The sequence below is a fragment of the Serratia quinivorans genome (assembly GCF_946227985.1).
Classification (GTDB): domain Bacteria; phylum Pseudomonadota; class Gammaproteobacteria; order Enterobacterales; family Enterobacteriaceae; genus Serratia; species Serratia quinivorans_A.
The window spans coordinates 1,166,273-1,185,456 of record NZ_CAMKGL010000001.1; the positions used below are offsets into that span (position 1 = coordinate 1,166,273).

Genomic DNA, 19,184 nt, shown 5'->3' on the forward strand with positions numbered 1-19,184 from the left:
ATGCCTTACCCGACGGCCGGCTTTGTGGTTATGGTTTTAGCGTCGGTAGTTTTGATCTTGTTGAACAACAGATAAGTAAACACCACCACCAAACCGGTGGCGACCAGGCCCATCAGCCACATATTGCGGTAGGCCTCGGCGGCGGGCAGGGTGTCTTGCCAGTGTCCGACCAGCGGATAAACAAACACGTCCGGCAGGAAACCAATCACCGAGCAGATGCCGACGGTCGTCCCCATAATGAATTTTGGCGTGCGGGCTTCACCTATGCAGGCGAAATACAGCCCGCGTGAGGCGTAGCAGGCAAAAGCCAACAGCAGAATCAAAGCGATACCGACGGCGACCGACGCGGGTTGCCGATTGGTAAGTAACAGGGCCACCAGCGTGAACAAACTGACCACCGCCAGCAACTGGATCACCCGGGTGGGGGATTTCAGCCGGCTATGGCTGGTGATCAAGCCGCCGAGCGGGCCGCACATGGCGCGGAAAATTTTATTGATGACAATACCCATATAACTGGCGGCCACCAGCGTCATGCCATACATTTCGGTCAGATAATTGGTGGAGTAACTCAGGATGGCATAGATGGTGTAAACACCGAAAATGATCATGCTGCAATACCAGGTGGTACTGACCTTCAACACACTGAGGATATCGCCGAGGCTAAAGCGTCGCGAAGGCTCTGTATTGTCCGCCACCTGGGTTGAACCCTCGCTGACAAAGAACCAGCACAACACGCCGAGCAGAATATACACGCCGCTGTAAATCAGGATCACCGCTTTGAGGCTGTTGGGATCCTCGGACGCAAACAGCGAGAATATCCACATGGTGAATACCGCCAGTGCCATAACGCCGACGCCGCGCAGCCCCTCCATCCAACCCATGATTTTGCCTTGTTCCGTATGATCGCCCAGCAGCGACGCCGCCTTGATGGAAACGGACCACAACAGCAGAATAGTGGTAATGGCGAACGCAACCTGGATCAGGATCATCATCCAGAAAGGGGGGTAGAGTGCCATCAGCCCGCCCAGTAGTCCGGTGGCGATCATGGCGAAGGTCATTATTTTACGATGGGAGAATTTATCGGCGATAATACCGCTGGGGGCATAAAGGATAATAGCGGCGATGCCAAAGGTGCTCATTATTAACCCTATTTCGGTATTGGAAAAACCCATAAATTTCGCCATGGGTATCTGATATATATAACGTAAATAGGCCAAATCAAAACTCACGCCGCCGCTAATGCTTATTATCGCCAGCGTTAACCAGCGGTGAAAATTTGTTTTTTTCATGCGGCACCCCCGTAAAAATGTCAAACAAAAAAAGAGAAAAGCAAGCTCCCCGCATTGCGGGAAGTTACTTTTCTCTTCGGCTCATTCAGTAACTGCATTAACAAATAGCATGGCGATGATAATTATAACAGTGACTACCATCACAAAAGGTTAAAATAAAAACCGCAAGAGATGAGGCGGGGTAATTGTTCATAATAATCTCGAATACGGTAATTTTAGGGATGAAATGCTTTTTGTGAATCAAATCACAGAATGGCGTTAATGCCTTATGTTAGCTTGCTCCTCAGTTACTAGAGCCGATGAGAAAAGTAACTTCTCTGCCCCCCGCAGAGGAGCTTACTTTTCTCATTTTTTTTGCATTTTTTTCAAGCTAAGGAGTCAGCATATGTCACTAGATGCATTGAATGCGTTCTCACTGGATTTCTTTTCATTGAAGGGCAAGACGGCCATTGTCACCGGTGGCAACAGCGGGCTGGGACAGGCGTTTGCCGTTGCCCTGGCCAAAGCCGGTGCCAACCTGTTCATTCCCAGCGTTGCGATGGATCGCGGCCAAACCCGTGAAATCATTGAGCAGCAGGGCGTTCGCGTTGAGTTTATGCAGGTGGATATCACCGAAAAAGGGGCACCGGCAAGGGTCATCGCGCAATGTATGGCGGACTTCGGCAGCGTGGATATCCTGGTGAACAACGCAGGGATCTGCAAACTGAACAAGGTGCTGGATTTTGGCCGGGCGGACTGGGATCCGATGATTGACATCAATCTGACCGCCGCTTTTGAAATGAGTTACGAAGCCGCCAAGGTGATGATCCCCAATCAACAGGGCAAGATCATTAATATCTGTTCTCTGTTTTCTTATCTCGGCGGGCAATGGTCCCCGGCCTATTCCGCGACTAAACATGCGTTGGCGGGTTTTACCAAAGCGTATTGTGATGAACTTGGCCAATATAACATTCAGGTCAATGGCATTGCGCCGGGTTATTATGCCACCGATATTACCGCCGAGACTCGCAGTAATCCGGAAACCAATCGCCGCGTGCTGGAACATATTCCCGCCAACCGTTGGGGCGATACCCAGGATTTAATGGGGGCGATGGTATTCTTGGCCAGTAAGGCATCAAATTATGTTAATGGCCATTTGTTGGTGGTCGATGGTGGTTATCTGGTTCGTTAAATAGACGGGAGAGCTCGTTTTATCTCAGGCAGCAAGTTTTATATTCTTATTATCAGGAAGGAATAATCATGTCTCTGTCTCGTGAAGCTATTGTCACTCATTTAAAAGAAATCGTTGGCCCGGCACGGGTTATTACTGATGAAGAAGTGCTGAAAAAAAACAGCGTCGATCGTTTCCGTAAATATGCCGATATCCACGGGGTATTCACCCAGCCGTTACCTGCGGCGGTCGTCAAGCTGGAGAATACCCAACAGGTGGCTGACGTACTGAAGTTTATGAACGAAAATCGTATCAACTGCGTGCCCCGTACCGGCGCGTCTGCCACCGAAGGGGGGTTGGAGACGGTGGTAAAAAACTCGGTGGTGCTGGATGGTTCGGGATTGAACCAGGTGGTCAGCATCGATATCCGCAATATGCAGGCCACGGCCCAGTGCGGTGTACCACTGGAAGTGCTGGAGAATCAATTGCGGGCTCAGGGTTATACCACCGGGCATTCGCCACAGTCCAAGCCGTTGGCGCAAATGGGTGGGCTGGTGGCAACCCGCAGCATCGGTCAACTGTCTACGCTATACGGGGCGATTGAAGACATGGTGGTCGGGCTGGAGGCGGTGTTCCCCAACGGCACCATTACCCGGATCAAAAATGTGCCGCGCCGTGCGGCCGGGCCAGATATTCGCCATGTGATTATCGGCAACGAAGGGGCGTTGTGCTATATCACTGAAGTGACAGTCAAAATTTTCAAATACACGCCGGAGAACAACCTGTTTTATGGCTATACCCTCGACAATATGCAAACCGGTTTCGACATCCTGCGTGAAGTGATGGTCGATGGCTACCGTCCATCCATCGCCAGACTCTATGATGCGGAAGACGGCACTCAGCACTTTACTCATTTTGCCAAAGGGAAATGCGTGCTGATCTTTATGGCTGAAGGAGCCAAAGGCATCGCGCAGGCGACTGGCGCCGGTATTGAGGCGATCGTACAGCGCCATGCCGAGTGCCATAAGGTGGACAGTAAACTGATCGAACAGTGGTTCAATAATCTGAACTGGGGGCCGGAGAAGGTAGAGGCCGAACGCGTACAGATCATGAAAACCAATAATATGGGGTTCACCACCGAGGTTTCTGGTGACTGGGCGAGTATCAACACCATTTATGAAAACGTGATCCACCGGATACGTGCCGAATTCCCCCACGTCGCGGACATCACCATGCTGGGCGGGCACTCTTCCCATAGCTATATCAATGGCACCAATATGTACTTCGTTTACGATTACAACGTGGTGGGCTGCAAGCCAGAGGAGGAGATCGACAAATACCACAATCCGTTGAACAAGATCATCGTTGAGGAAACGCTGAAGCAGGGCGGATCTATGGTGCATCACCATGGTATCGGCAAGCATCGTACGCACTGGACCAAGGACGAGCATGGCAGCGCCTATTACATCCTGAAGGCATTGAAAGAGGTCTACGACCCCAACGGCATTATGAACACCGGCACCATTTATCCGCTAGAAAAGTAATCTTGCAACTGGCCCGGTTCAGCGGGCCTCCTGCACACAGGTGAATAAAAATGATTTGCCGGGTGATGATAATCACCACCCGGCTCCGTTTAGTTAGAAGGTGACATTGACCTTGGCCCAGAGGGTGCGCCCTGGCTCATTGACCGAAGTATTAGAGGAGTAACCGAAGGTGCTGTTGCCTGCCAGATTGAGATGCTCGCTGTAGGTTTTGTTGAGGATGTTATCCAGGCCGGTACTGAGTTTGACCTGCGGGTGCACCTTGTAGGCCACATTGGCGGAAAGCACGCCAAAGCCCGGACTGTCGGCAAAGTCTTTGCCCACTACGTTACCCTGATTGATCGCCACACGGTGCTGGCTACTGACCAGACGCCAAAGGCCGGTGCTGCTCCAGTCACCACGTTCGTAGGTTAAACCCAGGCGCGCTTCCAGTGGTGGAATTTGCGGCAGTGGCTGGTGGTCAGTGGTATTTTTACCCCAGGCATAGGCCAGGCTGGCATCGGTTTTCCAGTGCTCGGCAAGTTGATAACCCATGCCCATTTCACCGCCCATAATGGTTGCGTTTACGTTATCGGCCTGACTGATACGAGCATGATGCGGATCGTATTTGAACAGGATAAAGTCATTCACATGACCCAAGTACGCGGACACCCAACTGTTAAAGCGTTTATCGGTGTATTGAGCGCCGATATCGATCTGCGTGGTCTTTTCACTCTTCACGCTATCAAACGGGTTTTTACTGCCGTTCGGCCCCAGAGTCGGGGAGAACAGTTCCCAGTAGTCAGGGAAACGTTCGGTATAGCCAATCCCGGCGTAAACCATCAGCGGCATATCGGCAAGCGTATGCTCAATGCGCGTAAAACCGCTGGGCAAGGTATCGGAACGTTCACGCTTATTAACCGATTTATAGTTATCCACCAGGCTGCGATCAAGGCGCGCACCGCTGATAACCTTGCTTTGTTCGGTCGCGGTCCAGGTCAGTTCGCCAAAAGCGCCGTAGTTATGAAATTGCGCATCCTTCTGCCAACCGTCGCCTTGTTTATTGCGGTGAGTGTTGGTTTGGGTATCCATACCACTTTCCAACTTGAAATCTTGCCATAGCCAGGTACCCATGACGCGGCCGCCGACGGTGCGGCGATCCAGTTGCATCGTCATCCCCATATTCATCATATGCCCCATGCCCATGTGTCCCATCGCCATGCCGCCCTGACCGGGGGAGCGAAGGGTGACGTTATCCATAATATGGTTGGCGTAGTTGTAATAAACCTGGGCTTCGAGTTTATCCAGCACCTCGCCAATGTTGGATTTTTCAAACCGCATGCCCAGACTTTCACGCTTGAACTGTGAACCGTCCATGCTACGCCCGGCATAACGTGCTTCACCATTACCCCGGCCCATGGTCACCTCCAACAGCGTATCGCTGTCTGGCGTCCAGCCCAGCGCCAAGTCACCATTCCATTTATCCCAGCGCGATGGTACGCGGTCGCCATTGCCATCCTGATAGTCATTGGAACGCGATTTGTTGCCCATCAGGCGCAAATAGCCTTGTTCGCCCCCCAGACTGGCGTCGATATTTTCATCCCAACGACCATTAGAACCGGCCAATACGCTGGCATTGCCCTTGATGCCTGGCTTGTCAAAGCGCGGACGTTCACGCTCAAAACGTACCGTTCCCGCTGAGGAACCTGGTCCCCAGAGCACCGTCTGCGGGCCTTTGGTGATGGTCAGCAGGTCATAGCTTTCCGGTGAGATATAGGAAGTCGGGGCATCCATTCTTGCCGGGCAGGCACCCAACATTTCGCCGCCGTCGGTCAGAATTTTTAGTCGTGAGCCAAACATGCCGCGAAACACCGGATCGCCATTGGTACCGCCGTTACGGATCTGCGAGAAGCCCGGAATGGTTTTCAGGTAGTCCGATCCATCGCTGGCCGGCACCGGCTGACGGGGTGTTTTAGGTGATGTCACTATGGTCATCGGTGAATAGAGTGGCGCAGTCACGGTAATGACGTCACCGTCGTTGGTTTTGACGGCCACATCATGCTGATGCTGTTCAGCGGCATGGCTGTTGAAGGCCACCAGTGCAAACAACGGCATCGCCGCAGCAATATGCAGTGACAGAGGGTGTTTTTTATAATTCTTGATTTTACCGAACATCATCGTTCCTTAATGTAAATTTTGACGCTAAACGTATTTTCACATCTCGACCGGTTATTATTTAGGCGCAGTAATGCCCGGAACATCATGTCGCCGTAAATATGGGGTCGTCCTCGCCATAGCGGATTAATAACGCCAGTCGAGTTGCGATAAATAATGATCTGCAGCAGTAAATCTGACGGGCGTGCGTCAACCTCCTGATTGAATTATCTCAACAGGAATAATTTGGCTGCAGTCTATTAATTTTTATATCAGAGGAAGTGATGCTGGTGGGGCGCGAGGTTGTGACTTGGAGTAGGCCACATGGGCAAATAGCGGGAAGATGTAATGCGCTGGTGGAGCGTGGGACAGCAACGAACCGGACCAGAACAACGGCGAATAGACCAGGTCCAACAGCGGCACATGGATCAGCAGCACGCAGTAACCGCAGGCGCTGTCATCCATCATCATCGCCATATTGTGGCTGCCGGTCTGCATGGCCATTGGCATATCAGGCATGCTGGCCTTACCGCTCGGTGCTGACGGTGGCGGATGATGCATATGCGCCGACATATCCATACCGCAGTCAGCCATGCTGGCGGTTTCAGACTGCCCGACGCGCGCATGCTCCAGCGATCGGGAGATCACCGGGGCAATGAACAACATCAGGATCGCAAAAATCCCCAGACAGGCTGGGAGACGGCTTCGCGATGTGGCAGTCCTAATTAACGACACATATATCCTAAATTAGTGCGAAATTAACGGACGGAATTGTACTGTTTTATCTGGCAAATGTTAAAACATTTTATCCGGGGTTAGTCTATTGATAAAGTGAATTGCCGTTTTTCTCACATTCTCAACCAATTTAACTATTAAGATATATCTTGGTTCCGACGGTAAATAATACTGGCAGTGAAGAAGTGGTTATATCTTGAACATCGCATTCCTATCGGAAATATCATCCTCGACAACAAAGACGATTAAGTGATATTACCTGCCCACATCCGCACTTCCGTGAGAGACGGCTGCTTACGCAGGGCGTTCCCCCAGAGCTTTTAACCAAGCAATGAAGGCGTCAATCTTCGGCCACTGGCGGTCGGAAAGTGTCGATACATAGTAATGCTGGTCACATTTCAGCTCCATTTTCGGGAAGGGTGCCACCAGTTCACCGGAGTTAAGTCGTTTGTGGATCAACCGTTTGCGGCCCATAGCCACGCCAACATGATTGATGGCGGCCGTAACGGCCAGATCGGAACGATCAAAACCTATACCCGGAGGGGTATCCAGATTGACACCGAAATGCTGAGCCCAACTGTGCCACTCATCGGTACCGGAATCATAGTTCCAGGCTTGTCGATCGTGGAGCAGGGTGCAGTGGGAGAGGTTGCCGGGAAAGTCGGCCAGCTCAAATTGACTGGCGTACTCCGGGCTGCATACCGGGATGATCGCTTCATCCATCAGGTATTGATAATGAAGCTGCGATGACGGCGTGGCGTCAAAGTAAACCGCCAGATCAATGCCGGCGCGTTGGAAGTTCACATATTCGTTGCCGGTCAGAATGGTCAGGTTAATGGCGGGGTATCGCCGGGAGAAATCCGCCAACGCCGGCACAATCCAGCACTGAGCAATGGAGGGGCGGGAGTAAATCGTTAATGAACCTGATAGCGCCTGATTCTTGATATCCAGAATTTCCTGGTTCAGGGTGCCAAGTGAAGATTTTAGCGCCCAAAAAACCCGTTTGCCTTCGGTCGTGAGTTCTACCTTACGGTGAGAGCGGACAAACAGCTGGATACCCAGATTGGCCTCAAGCTGGTTAATATTATGGCTGACGGCGCTGGGGCTGACAGAAAGCTCATCGGCCGCCATGGCGAAAGACTCATGCCGCGCAGCCACTTCAAAGGTAAATAACCGTGATAACTGCCAGCCATTCAGTGACCGATGTGGCCCCGTTAGATTTACCGTCATAATCCCCCCTGAAAATTTAAAAATATCTGCGATTTACTCACCAGCTTGGTGAGTAAAGTTGACTCATGTCGCTAAATTGCACCATTTTTTGGCGTAAGTCACTTGTTTGATTCTGTTTTACTCATGTGAGAGCGGATTTTTATCGTTTGTCACCGATCGTCGTTTTCCTGTCCAATGACAGTCAGTTTATGACGGGGGTATGGGCTATGGATTCGCAAGTTTGGGTTGCCGGCACGTTGATCGCCAGTATCGCGATCATCATTTTGACCATCGTGAAGTTTAAGTTTCACCCTTTTTTGGCGTTGCTGTTAGCAAGCTTCTTTGTCGGCAGCATGATGGGTATGGGCCCGATTGATATGGTCAATGCCATCGAAAACGGCATCGGCAGTACGCTGGGTTTTTTGGCTGCGGTCATTGGGCTGGGGACCATTCTGGGCAAGATGATGGAGGTCTCCGGCGCGGCGGAGCGTATTGGTATTGCGTTGCAGCGCTGCCGCTGGTTGTCTGTCGACGTGATTATGGTGTTGGTCGGCTTGGTTTGCGGTATTACGCTATTTGTTGAAGTGGGCGTAGTGCTATTGATCCCATTGGCATTCTCCATCGCCAGAAAAACCGGGACTTCATTACTCAAGCTGGCCATTCCTTTGTGTACCGCATTGATGGCGGTGCACTGTGTGGTTCCCCCTCATCCGGCTGCGTTATTTGTTACCAACAAGCTGGGCGCCGATGTGGGTACGGTGATTGTTTATGGCCTTTTCGTCGGGCTGACGGCATCACTGGTAGGTGGTCCGCTGTTCCTGAAATTGCTGGGTAAACGCTTGCCGTTTAAGGCGGTACCGCCTGAGTTCTCCAACCTGGCCGTGCGAGAGGAACATTCACTGCCATCACTGGGAGCAACGCTGTTTACGGTTTTGCTGCCCATAGTACTGATGCTGGTCAAAACGGTTGCCGAGCTGAATCTGGATAAAGAAGGGCGCTTGTTTGCCGCTATGGAGTTTATCGGTAACCCGATCATTGCCATGTTTATTGCTGTATTTGTGGCTTACTACGTTCTTGGGATTCGTCGTCATATGGGGATGAGCGCGCTGTTGAGTCATACGGAGTCCGGTTTCTCCTCCATTGCCAATATCTTGTTGATCATCGGTGCCGGCGGAGCATTTAACAGTATTTTGAAGACCAGTGGCCTGGCCGACACCCTGGCGCTGATGCTGTCAAACCTGCATATGCATCCTATTCTATTAGCCTGGCTGGTTGCGCTTATTCTGCATGCTGCCGTGGGTTCCGCTACCGTAGCCATGATGGGTGCCACGGCGATAGTCGCGCCGATGTTGTCGCTTTATCCCAATGTTAGCCCGGAGATCGTGACCATTGCCATCGGTTCTGGTGCTATTGGCTGCACCATAGTGACGGATTCACTGTTCTGGTTGGTGAAGCAATATTGTGGAGCTACACTGAATGAAACCTTCAAGTATTACACTACGGCCACCTTTATCGCTTCGGTATTGGCGCTGGGCATGACCTTTCTGCTTTCATACATTATTTGAGTATGCCGGTACCGGTATCTTCATCGGTAATCGTCGCCAGGTGCAGTCCTGCGACGATTGCCGTTATTAAGGTTGTTTTGGGTCAGAAATGTATAGGGATGGAATAAAGTGCGATCGCGACCAGCCTCCAGGCTTTTGATTACTGAACCTTCAGGACAGGTTTTGTTGTTTAAATTCACGCACAGTTCTGGTGCGTTGGCGGGACAATCATATTGGGCAACACCAGGTGGCGGCGTTGAACAAGGTGAGTCCTATAAGCAAGCGGCTGTTAGAGAGCTACAGGAAGAAACGGGCATTGTGTGCAATGACGTCGGCCAGTGTGTGGCGCAAAGAAACGTTGAGATGATGTTGCCGAATGGCGAGATGGTTGAAGCGCAGGAAAATTTTTACGTTGTGCGAGTGAGACATCGCGAGATCAACACTGACCGTTGGAGCGGTGAAGAAAAGCGTGTCATCAGTGAGCATCACTGGTGGAGTATCGAAGAGTTAAGAACAACGGATGAGATTGTCTATCCACAAAACATAACTGAGATACTCGAGTCGATTTAGCCGTGGACATTCATCAGGTGGGCTGGCGGCAAACCGACGTAGAGATATCTTGAAAGGCCATGATAAAACCCAGAAGCTCAGATTCTACGTACAGTTACCTTGGTGCGCATAATGTATATTATGTTAAATTGCATTTATATCTGCGCACCGGACTGTCCAACCTGGCCATAGCTCACCTCGCCTTTCTCTTTACCGCTTCTTTCAGCAGCTAATGCCTGTTCATTGGTGACTGTTTGGTTTTGGCCCAACATCGCCTGCGTCAACAATTCGTCGGCGTGCCCTGATGAAAACGCATCTGCCATCGACCGCCATTGTCATTTGCAGATAACAACCAGATCGACGATCGCAATGTACATCGAGTAACGCCACCATCTTCACCTTGTTGAAAACTACGGTACGTCAGCAACACTGCGCCTTCGGTAATGATGGTCAGCTTAAACCCTTCGGAAAAGATCGGTGTCTGACCACTTTCGATTTGAAGTGCCGCCAGGGTTTGCTGTTTATCATAGTTATGACCTGAACGCCCAATCTCTTCAAAGTCGTCATGCAGCAACTCGCTGACCACAGCGACGTTGTTCCTCGTTACCGGCAGATGCAGCTTAACTTCCAGGGATTGGATTAATGCCAATAGCTGTGTCGAGTCGGTCAAAACGCCCTCCTTTTTTTGATCGCGCTACGTGAAATCTGAAAACAATTGGCACTAATCCCCCTGCAGATGTCGTCAAAATGCACCATTAAAGACCCCCATAATGAACAGCCAACAAAACCGTTGTCGAACCCTGCAATAACATGATCCATTCACTTTGCTGCTGGCAATACCAGAAATCTGGTGGGCTCAACTGTCCTGTAGAAATGATGCGTTCAATTTTCACATTAGGTTATGATAGCAATGTGTCGAAGGTTTCAGCTTCTGTCTGAAGTGCGGTTTCGGGAAAGTATTTGAATATATTTGTCATCATCTGAACTGACTCCATTGAGCTTACCGAGCTCCATCACACCGCTCAGTGTATTAATGTCCCCCGAATGCTGCCAGATTTAGGACAAGGTGGTTTTTAAATAAATTAAAAAGGAAAGGAGATTAAGGATGAGTAAAAGAAATGATATTATTGATGGTCGGCAAAGTCATCTTACCTTATATATACCGAAGTCCTTGGATGGATTGATCTCGGCCATGCTCAGGGTACTGATATAAGAACGCTGTTGAGAAGTTTTGATTCTGGAGAATCTTCAGGCAAGGAACGCTACGACGTTACCTATTCGCAGTCTATGATTGATCCGACCAGAACCATGAAAATGGGCAAATTTATTACCTGGCGTATCAAACGCGGTCGTTCGTATTTCGAACGCAGAAGCATTGCGCTGGCAATGATGATGTCCCTGGCCCAGAAATTTGAAGGATTGCAGGCATCATTCCCCATCAATTGCGTTACAGACAGTGGCTTCAGCGGAGAAGATCTCGTGTCAGATTTGCTGGGTTTTTACCGTGTTGTCAACCTGCCTAATCCCTTTGAACTTCTGCGTCCGGTCAGCAAAGCAGAGGCGCTAAAAAGATGGGATTATTACGGCAAGATCGGCTCCTGGAAAAACGATTCCTTTTTGCCACTTTTATTCCCCGACCCTGAAAAATTCCCCAATGCGAGGCCTCGAAGAGGTTTTCTGCCGAATTTTATGACGACAGTCAGACCCTGGAGTGACTTCCATTCGTGGAGAGTTAGTATCACCAGCGCTGATGGTTCATATATAGACAAAGCTAAAGGGGGGACATTACCCTATGCGTAAGTCACTTAAGGTATTCGGTGGTGCAACTATCATTATTACTGTTGCTCTCACCTATGCCTGGCCATGGGTTAAAATGGAGTTCACCGGTAGCGCTCACTATACCGAGCAGGATAAACGAGAGTATGATTTTTATACTCCTGAAATACTAAGAAAAATGCCGCGAATTTCCACCCGTTATTCCTTTGATTTTGCAAACATCACAGGACCTGCGGCGCATGTGTATGCAGTGAAATTCTACGATACGCAAGATACCAGTAAAATAGAAGATTATCTGATGTCCATAGGATACAAACGGGCTGAATGTGACTTTGAGTCAGCGTGTTGGCGCAGAACTGATCCTCAGGAATCTGTTTATGTCGGCACTTTGAATGGTGAGAAAACCGTAATTGTGCAGGTTGTCTACAACTTCACATAACCATTTTCTACTCTATCAGGGGGTTGAGATACTTTGCCGCACTCAATCAGAACTCCCCGCTCAGTAACGGGGAATTCCACCAGATAAGCCAATGTGAGCGCTAACCTGGCTTATCTGTAGACCGCCCTAGCGGGCCAGTTCCACGCCATCGAGTTCAGAAATCGCCAGACAGAAAACTTCGGTGATGGCATCCACCGTATAGGCGGTTTTAGCCGGGATCATCAACATCTCATGAGCCTGTAGAGTCTGATCGCCAATTTTCAGCTCACCAGACAGGACCATCAGTTTGACCCAGCCCGGATGCATTCTGGCTGACTGATGACTGCCAGCATCAAGTTTCAACAGCGCCGTGTGCCCCTGCGCCTCACGTTTCAAGATATGGTAATAGACCCCATCGTAAGGCATTTTCTCGTAGTGCAGTGTCGCCAGTGTTCTTTTATGCATGATAGCTTCCTAGTAATCAGTGATTAGTTGGATCAAGTAACACTATTCCCTAACGGCCTATAGGCCTATTAATAAATATATAGGACGTATGCCTCATACGCAAAAACTCACTTTTGCGAACTCAATCAGCCAGATCGCTTAAGAATTTTCGCGCAGGAACAAAGAAGTTAACGCCGGCAACGGCAGTAGAGAAATCAAGGATGCGGTCATGCAAAGGGGCCGGATTGCCAATGAACATGCGCTCAAGCATTTTCTCAATCACCCATAGATGGCGTGAATAGCCGATAAAATAGGTGCCGTATTCACCGCGCCCCGGTGAGGCAAAGGGCATATTATCGCGCAAAATGTCATGTTCACCCTGCTCATCTTCAATGGTGCACAGAGTCTTATGTGATTTTTGTCCCTCTGTTGCATCCGGTAACTCGACGTTATCAAACTTGGTGCGGCCGATAATGGCTTCCTGAGTTTCCACCTTCTGCGCACGCCAGGCGGCCATATTGTGCAAGTATTTTTGTATCACCACATAGCTGCCACCCGCGTAGTCAGGATCCTCATCACCCACGATTGTCGCCTGTGGTAGAGCCAGACCCACCGGGTTCGCGGTACCATCGACAAACTCCAGCAGGTCGCGTCCGTCGAAATAACGGAATCCCGCAACTTCATCGACGACAGTGATCGAATCCCCAAAGGCTTCCAACAGAATTTTCTCGAACTCAATGATTAAATCTGTCGCACCTGCGCGGACGTGGTACAGCAAATCGCCGGAGGTGGCCACGGCCGTATGCTTGGCGCCTTTGATTTCCTTAAACGGCGTCAGCTCTTTGGGCGCGGGTTTTCCGCTAAGGCTCTCCCAGACACGATGCGAAATGCCGACGTTACAGGTGAAGCTGACATCAATGGATCGTATCTGGACATTTTTAATCAGATCTTCGGTGCTGGCGATCACGGCTCGGGCGGTGGCGAGTGATGCACTATCGTCTTTGACCTTGAGGATAAGAAAGGCGGCAGCGGCCGTCATAGGCGCATCAATGTATTGGGGTTCGGTCTCAAGCGCGCGTTGCGCCAACGACAGTGGTGAAGTTGATTCTTGGCTCACGAAAATCTCCCCTAATGGGTGAGTAATCAAGGGTATTTATCTTAGCGTCGATGACGCCGCATAGCCAAGCTATATCCCTGCATATACCATTGACATTGAGTAACAAACTGCTTGGCTGGAATAGCAGAAATGCACGCAAAATGCGGGCGATATCCAGTACATTCGTACCCTATCATCCCTTTTTAGACTGCCGCTCACCGGCAAACAACCCCCGCTCTCTGGCCCAGACAATGGCTTCGCTGCGGCTGTGTACGTCAAGTTTGGAATACACCATCGCCACATGATTGCGCACCGTATTGGGGGCAAGATTGAGTCGCGTGGCGATTTTCTTGTCCGGAAGCCCCTCGCAGATTAACCCCAACACATCGCGCTCACGGGCGGTAAGATCGGTGAAGGAAAATCCGGACAGGTTGGGCTTATTGATGCTTTTCACATTGGCCAGTTTCTCGAGCAGCGTCTGACTGAACCAGGAAGCGTCCTGCATCACTTCCTCGATGGCGGAGACCAACTCCAGTTCCGAACGTTTGCGCTCGGTAATGTCCATCATGACCAACAGGTAACAGGGAGCGTCATGAATACTGACGGCATCGGCAGATACCACACAGTCGATCACTTCGTTGCCCTTCTTGCGGAGTTTAAGATCCTGGCTTTCTACATTGCCGGTTTTTCCCAGTAAGGCAAACAAGCGCCGGCATTCCCCTTGCCCATCGATAAAATTGATATCCTCGACTCTCTTGCCGATCAACTCCTCAGCGACATAGCCGGTGGTCTTCATAAAGGCTTCGTTAATATCCAGCACCTGCTGCTTGTCTGCCGTGCACACCAGCGTGGGGACCGGGCTCAAACGAAAGGACTTGGCGAACCGTTCTTCACTCTCGCGCAGCGCCGACTCGGCCTTACGGCGGGGCTCAAGGTCGGTGAAAGTGAACAGCATGCAATCGACTTCATTAATATCCAGCGGTTGGCCGGCGACGATCACCAGTTTGGTTCCTCCGGCAGGCAGCTTTAACTCGGCCTGCATCTGCGGAATGGTTGCCCCTTCGCTCAAACGCTGCACCGCCAGATCCTTATGCTCCGCTTGCTCCAGCACATCCAGCGCGTAGACCGAGTTACCCATTACCTGTTCGCGACTATAGCCGGTCATATCGAGGAACCCCTGATTAACCTTAATGTAACGCAGGTCGCTCAGGCTACAGATCACCGCGGGCGCTGGATTGGCATTGAAGGTTTTTTCAAAGCGCTCTTCGGCGCTGGCCCATTCGGTGGCGTCACTCAGGATCAATACCAGCAGCTCGGGCTGCCCTTTGGCGTCAGTGATAATCAGGCTGCGTAAACGGTGAACCCAGAGAAAATCCGCCTCGTCAGCGGGCCGTACCTCGACCAGCACGTCGCTGAACTCCTCGCCGGCAGCCACCCGGTTAAGCGGATATTGCTCTGAGCTCAAAGGATGATTATTGCGATAACGCAAGGCAAAGCGCTCTTCATACTCCTGGGCATTGGCACCCAACTCACTCAGCCTGGTCAACCCATGCATGCTCAGTGCGGCCTCATTGGCCCACAGAATGGTCCGGTCGACTTCAGTCAGGATCACCCCTTCGGTCAGTCCTGAGATGATCTGTTGTAGTTGGCTACGGTTGGTTTCGCTGGCAAGAACGGACTGGCTCATTATTTCTCCATAAGACAAAAGGTCTCAGGCCACCGGGCGGCGATCGGCGCTCCTGACAATGACACGACTTCCCAACCAGCATAGTGCTTAAGTAGTTCATTCGCGGGGTGTGAATGCACTAGCTCCATGGGTGCAAATGAACCGGGACGTTGAGTGGTGGACAGCGGCAGACTGATTCTGTCGGCGCAGCGGAGTGCTGCGCGTACAACCACTTGTCCAGTAAATATAAGGAATAACAATGACCACTGTCTATGAATCCAATCGCCTGGCGTTTAACGTTTCATGGGGCTCAATATTGGCCGGGAGTGCCATGGCGCTGGTGACCTATCTGATATTGAGTGTACTGGGTACTGCTGTCGGCGCATCGGCCGTGGATCCGTTGCACGCAGGCAATCCCCTGAGTGGCTTCGGCGTGGGGACCGGCATCTGGCTGTTCGTCACCACGTTGCTTTCCCTGGCCGCAGGAGCCTTTGTCGCCGGCCGCACGGCCCCCAACCGCGGTGGCTTGCATGGCCTGTTGAGCTGGGCGGTCACTACCTTGCTGACCACCTGGCTGGTTATTTCCTTGGCGAGCGGCGTAGTCGGTCTGGCCGGCAGTGCGGTTGGCAAGGGGCTGTCTCTGGCGGGCAACGGTGTGGCGGCGGCAGCGCCGGGTATTGGTGACAGCGTTAAACAGCAACTTGATAAAAAAGGCATCAGCCTGGATTGGGATGACCTGCAAAATCAGCTGGCTACAACGCTCAAGCAAACCGGAAAAACTGAATTAGACCCGTCCACACTGCAACAGAAAACCGAGCAGGCCGGTGCAGACGGCAAGCAGTCGGCGACCGATGCGGCGAGCGACCCGGCACAGGCGGCCACGGAGCTTAAGCAATGGTTCGAGCGCGTTAAGCAATCCGGCGAACCTACCCTGAACGCGGCGGATAAAGACGCGCTGGTGAACATCGTCGCCGCACGTACCGGCAAGAGCCACGCAGAGGCGACCCAAATTGTCGACAATTACGCCCAGGCCTATCAGCAGGCGGTGCAAAAAGTGGAGCAACTCAAGGCTCAGGCCGAGCAGAAAGCGCGTGAAGCGGCTGACGTTGCGGCCAAACAGGTATCCCGTGCCGCCTGGGGCTCCTTGCTGATGCTGCTGTTGGGTGCTGGCCTGAGTTTTGCTATCGGACGGATTGCGCTGTCAACGCGTCGTACCCTGGTTGTGAGCGAATGAAGATGGACCTTTCCACAAAGCGGGAGCTGTCATCTATCTCATTAAACTATCGTAAAGTCGTGGGGGCTTCAGTGCCGGTGCTTACCCTCGATTTTTACAATGAAAAAAACGAGCGCTATACCCTGCGTTATAACTTGCCGCCGGATACCCCGGAACGGACGGAGCGACGGGTGTCTTTACTGCTGCATCTGCTGAGCAAGCAGAAACCGCTGGAGATTAATGACGCGACAACTTAATTCACATTAAGCGACCCGCCAGGCCCGAGCCGGATACACCACCGGACTCGGGCCATTTAATGACATCACCCGGTCACTTGACCACAATCCCCCACTTTTTCATGCGCGACAGCAGCGTAGTGCGTTTGAGCCCCAGACGCTGCGCAGCGCCACGTGGGCCGGCCACCACGCCGTTGGTTTCTTTCAGTACGCGGATAATCCGCTGGCGTTCGTCTTCTCCCGCCTGGGCAGGCTCTGCCGTGGGCATGGGTAAAGCCATCGAGGGCACCGGATAGCGCAGTTCCGGCAACTCCAGGTTAAGCACCGTGCCACGCGTCAGCAAGACTGCCCGTTCGATGACATTCTCCAGCTCACGCACATTGCCCGGCCAGGGCATCTGGCTCAGCAAGCGCAGGGTCTCCGCCGGAATGCTGTCGATGGTGCGCTTCATCCTGCGTGCAATTTTGTAGGTGAGAAACTTCACCAATTGCGGGATGTCTTCCGGCCGTTCACGCAATGGCGGGATGACGATCGGGAACACGTTCAGCCGGTAAAAAAGGTCACTGCGAAACTCCCGGTCGGCCACCATTTGCTGCAGGTCACGGTTGGTGGCGGCAATCAGGCGCACATCCACCGAAATCACCTTGTTGCCGCCTACCCGTTCAAACTCCCTTTCCTGCAGCACTCGTAGCAGTTTAGGCTGCAGTTCCACCGGGATTTCGCCCACCTCATCCAGAAACAGCGTTCCTTTATCCGCCAGCTCAAAGCGCCCCATCCGCTGGTTGGTGGCGCCGGTGAAAGCGCCTTTTTCATGACCAAACAGATCGCTTTCCAACAGCCCGGTCGGCATCACCGCACAGTTCATTTTCACCATGCGCTGGTCACGTCGTTCGCTCAGGTTGTGGATAGCGCGGGCAATCAACTCTTTCCCAGTGCCGGTTTCGCCGAGGATCAGCACCGAACAGTCGCTTTTCGCTACCATTTCAACCTGTTTGAGCACCGCAGACATCACCACGCTGCGCCCGACAATCTCGCCAAAGTCCGGATTGTTGCCGTTGATTTGCTCGGTCAGATAGAGGTTTTCATGCACCAGGCTCTCTTTGAGTCGGCTGATTTCCTGGTAGGCCAACGCGTTGTCCACCGCAATGGCGATACGCTCGGCGATCTGCTGCAACACCCGCAAATTGGCGGCGTTGAAGTTGTCCGGCTGACATTGCGCCAGCTTTAATACGCCCAGGGTCTTGTTGCCAAACACCAGCGGCAAGAGGCACAGCGTTTGAATTTGATCATGCCAAAGGTCAAACAGCTGACGCTCATAAGCCGCCAGGCGATCGGAATGCTTCAGATTGAGCAGCAGCATTTCCCCGCTCTGCATCACCTGTTCGGATAAAGTGCCGGCCAGTGCCACGCTGTACTGCTGACGTTCAACCACGTCGTCTTGCAAATAATGGGTGGAATAGATGGTCACCCGATCGGTTTTATCGACGCATAGCACCATGCTGATGGCATCGATCTTGAAAAAACGGTGGATCTCAGTAGATATTTCGCCAATCAAATCATCCAGATCGAGTTTCGATAACACGGCGTTGGTGACGTCAACCAAAACGCGGTAATCGTCACGCTCATGGCATAACTGACGTTGGCGGTTTTCCGCCTGCTCGCGTAACCTGATCTGCTCCACCGCCAGCGCAACCAATTCCATCAGGGTCTGCAACTGCACCAGACTGGCATCACTGAAGGGGTGCGGGCTACTGCGTAACAGTTCACAACCGCCGATCAGGCTACCGCCAGCGTGCAGCGGCATCAGGCAATATTGGTTAAACGGCAGATACAGCGCCAGTGCGTTGATTTGCGGGTAACGTGCATGCAGATCTTCGCTCTGCCAGCGCTGCGGCAACGGGCTTTGTCGCAGTCGGCTCACTGGCCCATTGGCCAGCAAAGTCTCATCCTGATAGATGACCGGCTGCCGCTGCGCATCCAGCCCATGAAAGCTGACCCGCTCACTGTGCAAATCAAACAGTACCAGCGCCACATGGTCTGCCAGTTGCTGACGTTGGAGCACCTGGCGCAGTTGCCGTAACAAATCGGCGAAGCTGTGCTGACTGAGCAGCGTGCGGGTCGTTTCCAGTAATTCTTGTTTTTCTAATTGAGCATTCGACATTGTTTATCACTTGCCTGCGTCGCG

16 protein-coding genes and 1 pseudogene are annotated in these 19,184 nt (G+C 51.9%); 8 read left to right on the forward strand and 9 right to left on the reverse strand.

Annotation, left to right across the window (positions count from 1 at the left end; all coding sequences use genetic code 11):
- Positions 1-5: 5 nt before the first annotated feature.
- Positions 6-1,289, reverse strand: coding sequence for an MFS transporter (locus OCH02_RS05435; RefSeq protein ID WP_261430261.1), 1,284 nt, complete (start codon positions 1,287-1,289; stop codon positions 6-8).
- 385 nt (positions 1,290-1,674) lie between these two features.
- On the opposite strand from OCH02_RS05435, the gene OCH02_RS05440 reads away from it, so the two are divergent.
- Together OCH02_RS05440 and OCH02_RS05445 are read left to right on the forward strand one after the other, a co-directional pair.
- Entirely contained in the window at positions 1,675-2,460 is a 786-nt protein-coding gene (locus OCH02_RS05440; protein ID WP_261430262.1) for an SDR family oxidoreductase, read from the forward strand.
- A 68-nt stretch (positions 2,461-2,528) separates the two neighbouring features.
- The gene (locus OCH02_RS05445) at positions 2,529-3,983 is read left to right on the forward strand and encodes an FAD-binding oxidoreductase (protein WP_261430263.1); all 1,455 of its coding nucleotides are present in this window, start codon (positions 2,529-2,531) and stop codon (positions 3,981-3,983) included.
- A gap of 93 nt (positions 3,984-4,076) precedes the next feature.
- On the opposite strand, the gene OCH02_RS05450 is transcribed toward OCH02_RS05445, so the two are convergent.
- The 3 genes from OCH02_RS05450 to dsdC all read right to left on the reverse strand — a co-directional run bounded on the left by OCH02_RS05450 (position 4,077) and on the right by dsdC (position 8,078).
- The gene (locus tag OCH02_RS05450; RefSeq protein WP_410001243.1) at positions 4,077-6,134 is read right to left on the reverse strand and encodes a TonB-dependent copper receptor; all 2,058 of its coding nucleotides are present in this window, start codon (positions 6,132-6,134) and stop codon (positions 4,077-4,079) included.
- 246 nt (positions 6,135-6,380) lie between these two features.
- Positions 6,381-6,779 (reverse strand): DUF2946 domain-containing protein, encoded by a 399-nt coding sequence (locus OCH02_RS05455; protein WP_410001231.1) that lies wholly within the window; start codon positions 6,777-6,779, stop codon positions 6,381-6,383.
- Between the two features lie 363 nt (positions 6,780-7,142).
- A complete protein-coding gene (gene dsdC / locus OCH02_RS05460; protein WP_261430266.1) occupies positions 7,143-8,078 on the reverse strand; it encodes a DNA-binding transcriptional regulator DsdC in 936 nt (311 codons plus the stop codon).
- Positions 8,079-8,284: 206 nt separating this feature from the next.
- Between dsdC and dsdX the strand changes: the two genes are divergently transcribed.
- Entirely contained in the window at positions 8,285-9,622 is a 1,338-nt protein-coding gene (dsdX, locus tag OCH02_RS05465; RefSeq protein ID WP_261430268.1) for a D-serine transporter DsdX, read from the forward strand.
- Positions 9,623-9,730: 108 nt separating this feature from the next.
- Positions 9,731-10,171, forward strand: a complete 441-nt coding sequence (locus OCH02_RS05470) for an NUDIX hydrolase (protein WP_261430269.1) — start codon at positions 9,731-9,733, stop codon at positions 10,169-10,171.
- A gap of 259 nt (positions 10,172-10,430) precedes the next feature.
- Here OCH02_RS05470 and OCH02_RS05475 read toward each other — a convergent pair whose 3' ends face one another.
- The gene (locus OCH02_RS05475; RefSeq protein WP_261430270.1) at positions 10,431-10,820 is read right to left on the reverse strand and encodes a nuclear transport factor 2 family protein; all 390 of its coding nucleotides are present in this window, start codon (positions 10,818-10,820) and stop codon (positions 10,431-10,433) included.
- A 435-nt stretch (positions 10,821-11,255) separates the two neighbouring features.
- Between OCH02_RS05475 and OCH02_RS05480 the strand changes: the two are divergent.
- Both OCH02_RS05480 and OCH02_RS05485 read left to right on the forward strand, forming a co-directional pair.
- Positions 11,256-11,950 (forward strand): annotated as a pseudogene (locus OCH02_RS05480) (hypothetical protein).
- A complete protein-coding gene (locus OCH02_RS05485) occupies positions 11,943-12,365 on the forward strand; it encodes a hypothetical protein (RefSeq protein ID WP_261430272.1) in 423 nt (140 codons plus the stop codon). The pseudogene OCH02_RS05480 and the gene OCH02_RS05485 overlap by 8 nt, the downstream one beginning before the upstream one ends.
- 126 nt (positions 12,366-12,491) lie before the next feature.
- On the opposite strand, the gene OCH02_RS05490 is transcribed toward OCH02_RS05485, so the two are convergent.
- The 3 genes from OCH02_RS05490 to OCH02_RS05500 form a co-directional block, all read right to left on the reverse strand.
- Positions 12,492-12,809 carry a cupin domain-containing protein gene (locus OCH02_RS05490; RefSeq protein WP_012145173.1) on the reverse strand — a complete coding sequence of 106 codons (318 nt, stop codon included), beginning with the start codon at positions 12,807-12,809 and terminating at the stop codon, positions 12,492-12,494.
- 121 nt (positions 12,810-12,930) lie between these two features.
- Positions 12,931-13,905: a Dyp-type peroxidase gene (locus OCH02_RS05495; protein ID WP_261430273.1), complete on the reverse strand. Its 975-nt coding sequence runs from the start codon at positions 13,903-13,905 to the stop codon at positions 12,931-12,933.
- A 172-nt stretch (positions 13,906-14,077) separates the two neighbouring features.
- A complete protein-coding gene (locus OCH02_RS05500; RefSeq protein ID WP_261430275.1) occupies positions 14,078-15,571 on the reverse strand; it encodes a helix-turn-helix transcriptional regulator in 1,494 nt (497 codons plus the stop codon).
- 238 nt (positions 15,572-15,809) lie between these two features.
- Between OCH02_RS05500 and OCH02_RS05505 the strand changes: the two genes are divergently transcribed.
- A complete protein-coding gene (locus tag OCH02_RS05505; protein WP_261430277.1) occupies positions 15,810-16,784 on the forward strand; it encodes a hypothetical protein in 975 nt (324 codons plus the stop codon).
- Between the two features lie 2 nt (positions 16,785-16,786).
- A complete protein-coding gene (locus OCH02_RS05510; protein ID WP_261430279.1) occupies positions 16,787-17,020 on the forward strand; it encodes a hypothetical protein in 234 nt (77 codons plus the stop codon).
- Positions 17,021-17,093: 73 nt separating this feature from the next.
- Here OCH02_RS05510 and flhA read toward each other — a convergent pair whose 3' ends face one another.
- Positions 17,094-19,160 (reverse strand): formate hydrogenlyase transcriptional activator FlhA, encoded by a 2,067-nt coding sequence (flhA, locus tag OCH02_RS05515; RefSeq protein WP_261430281.1) that lies wholly within the window; start codon positions 19,158-19,160, stop codon positions 17,094-17,096.
- Between the last annotated feature and the right edge of the window lie 24 nt (positions 19,161-19,184).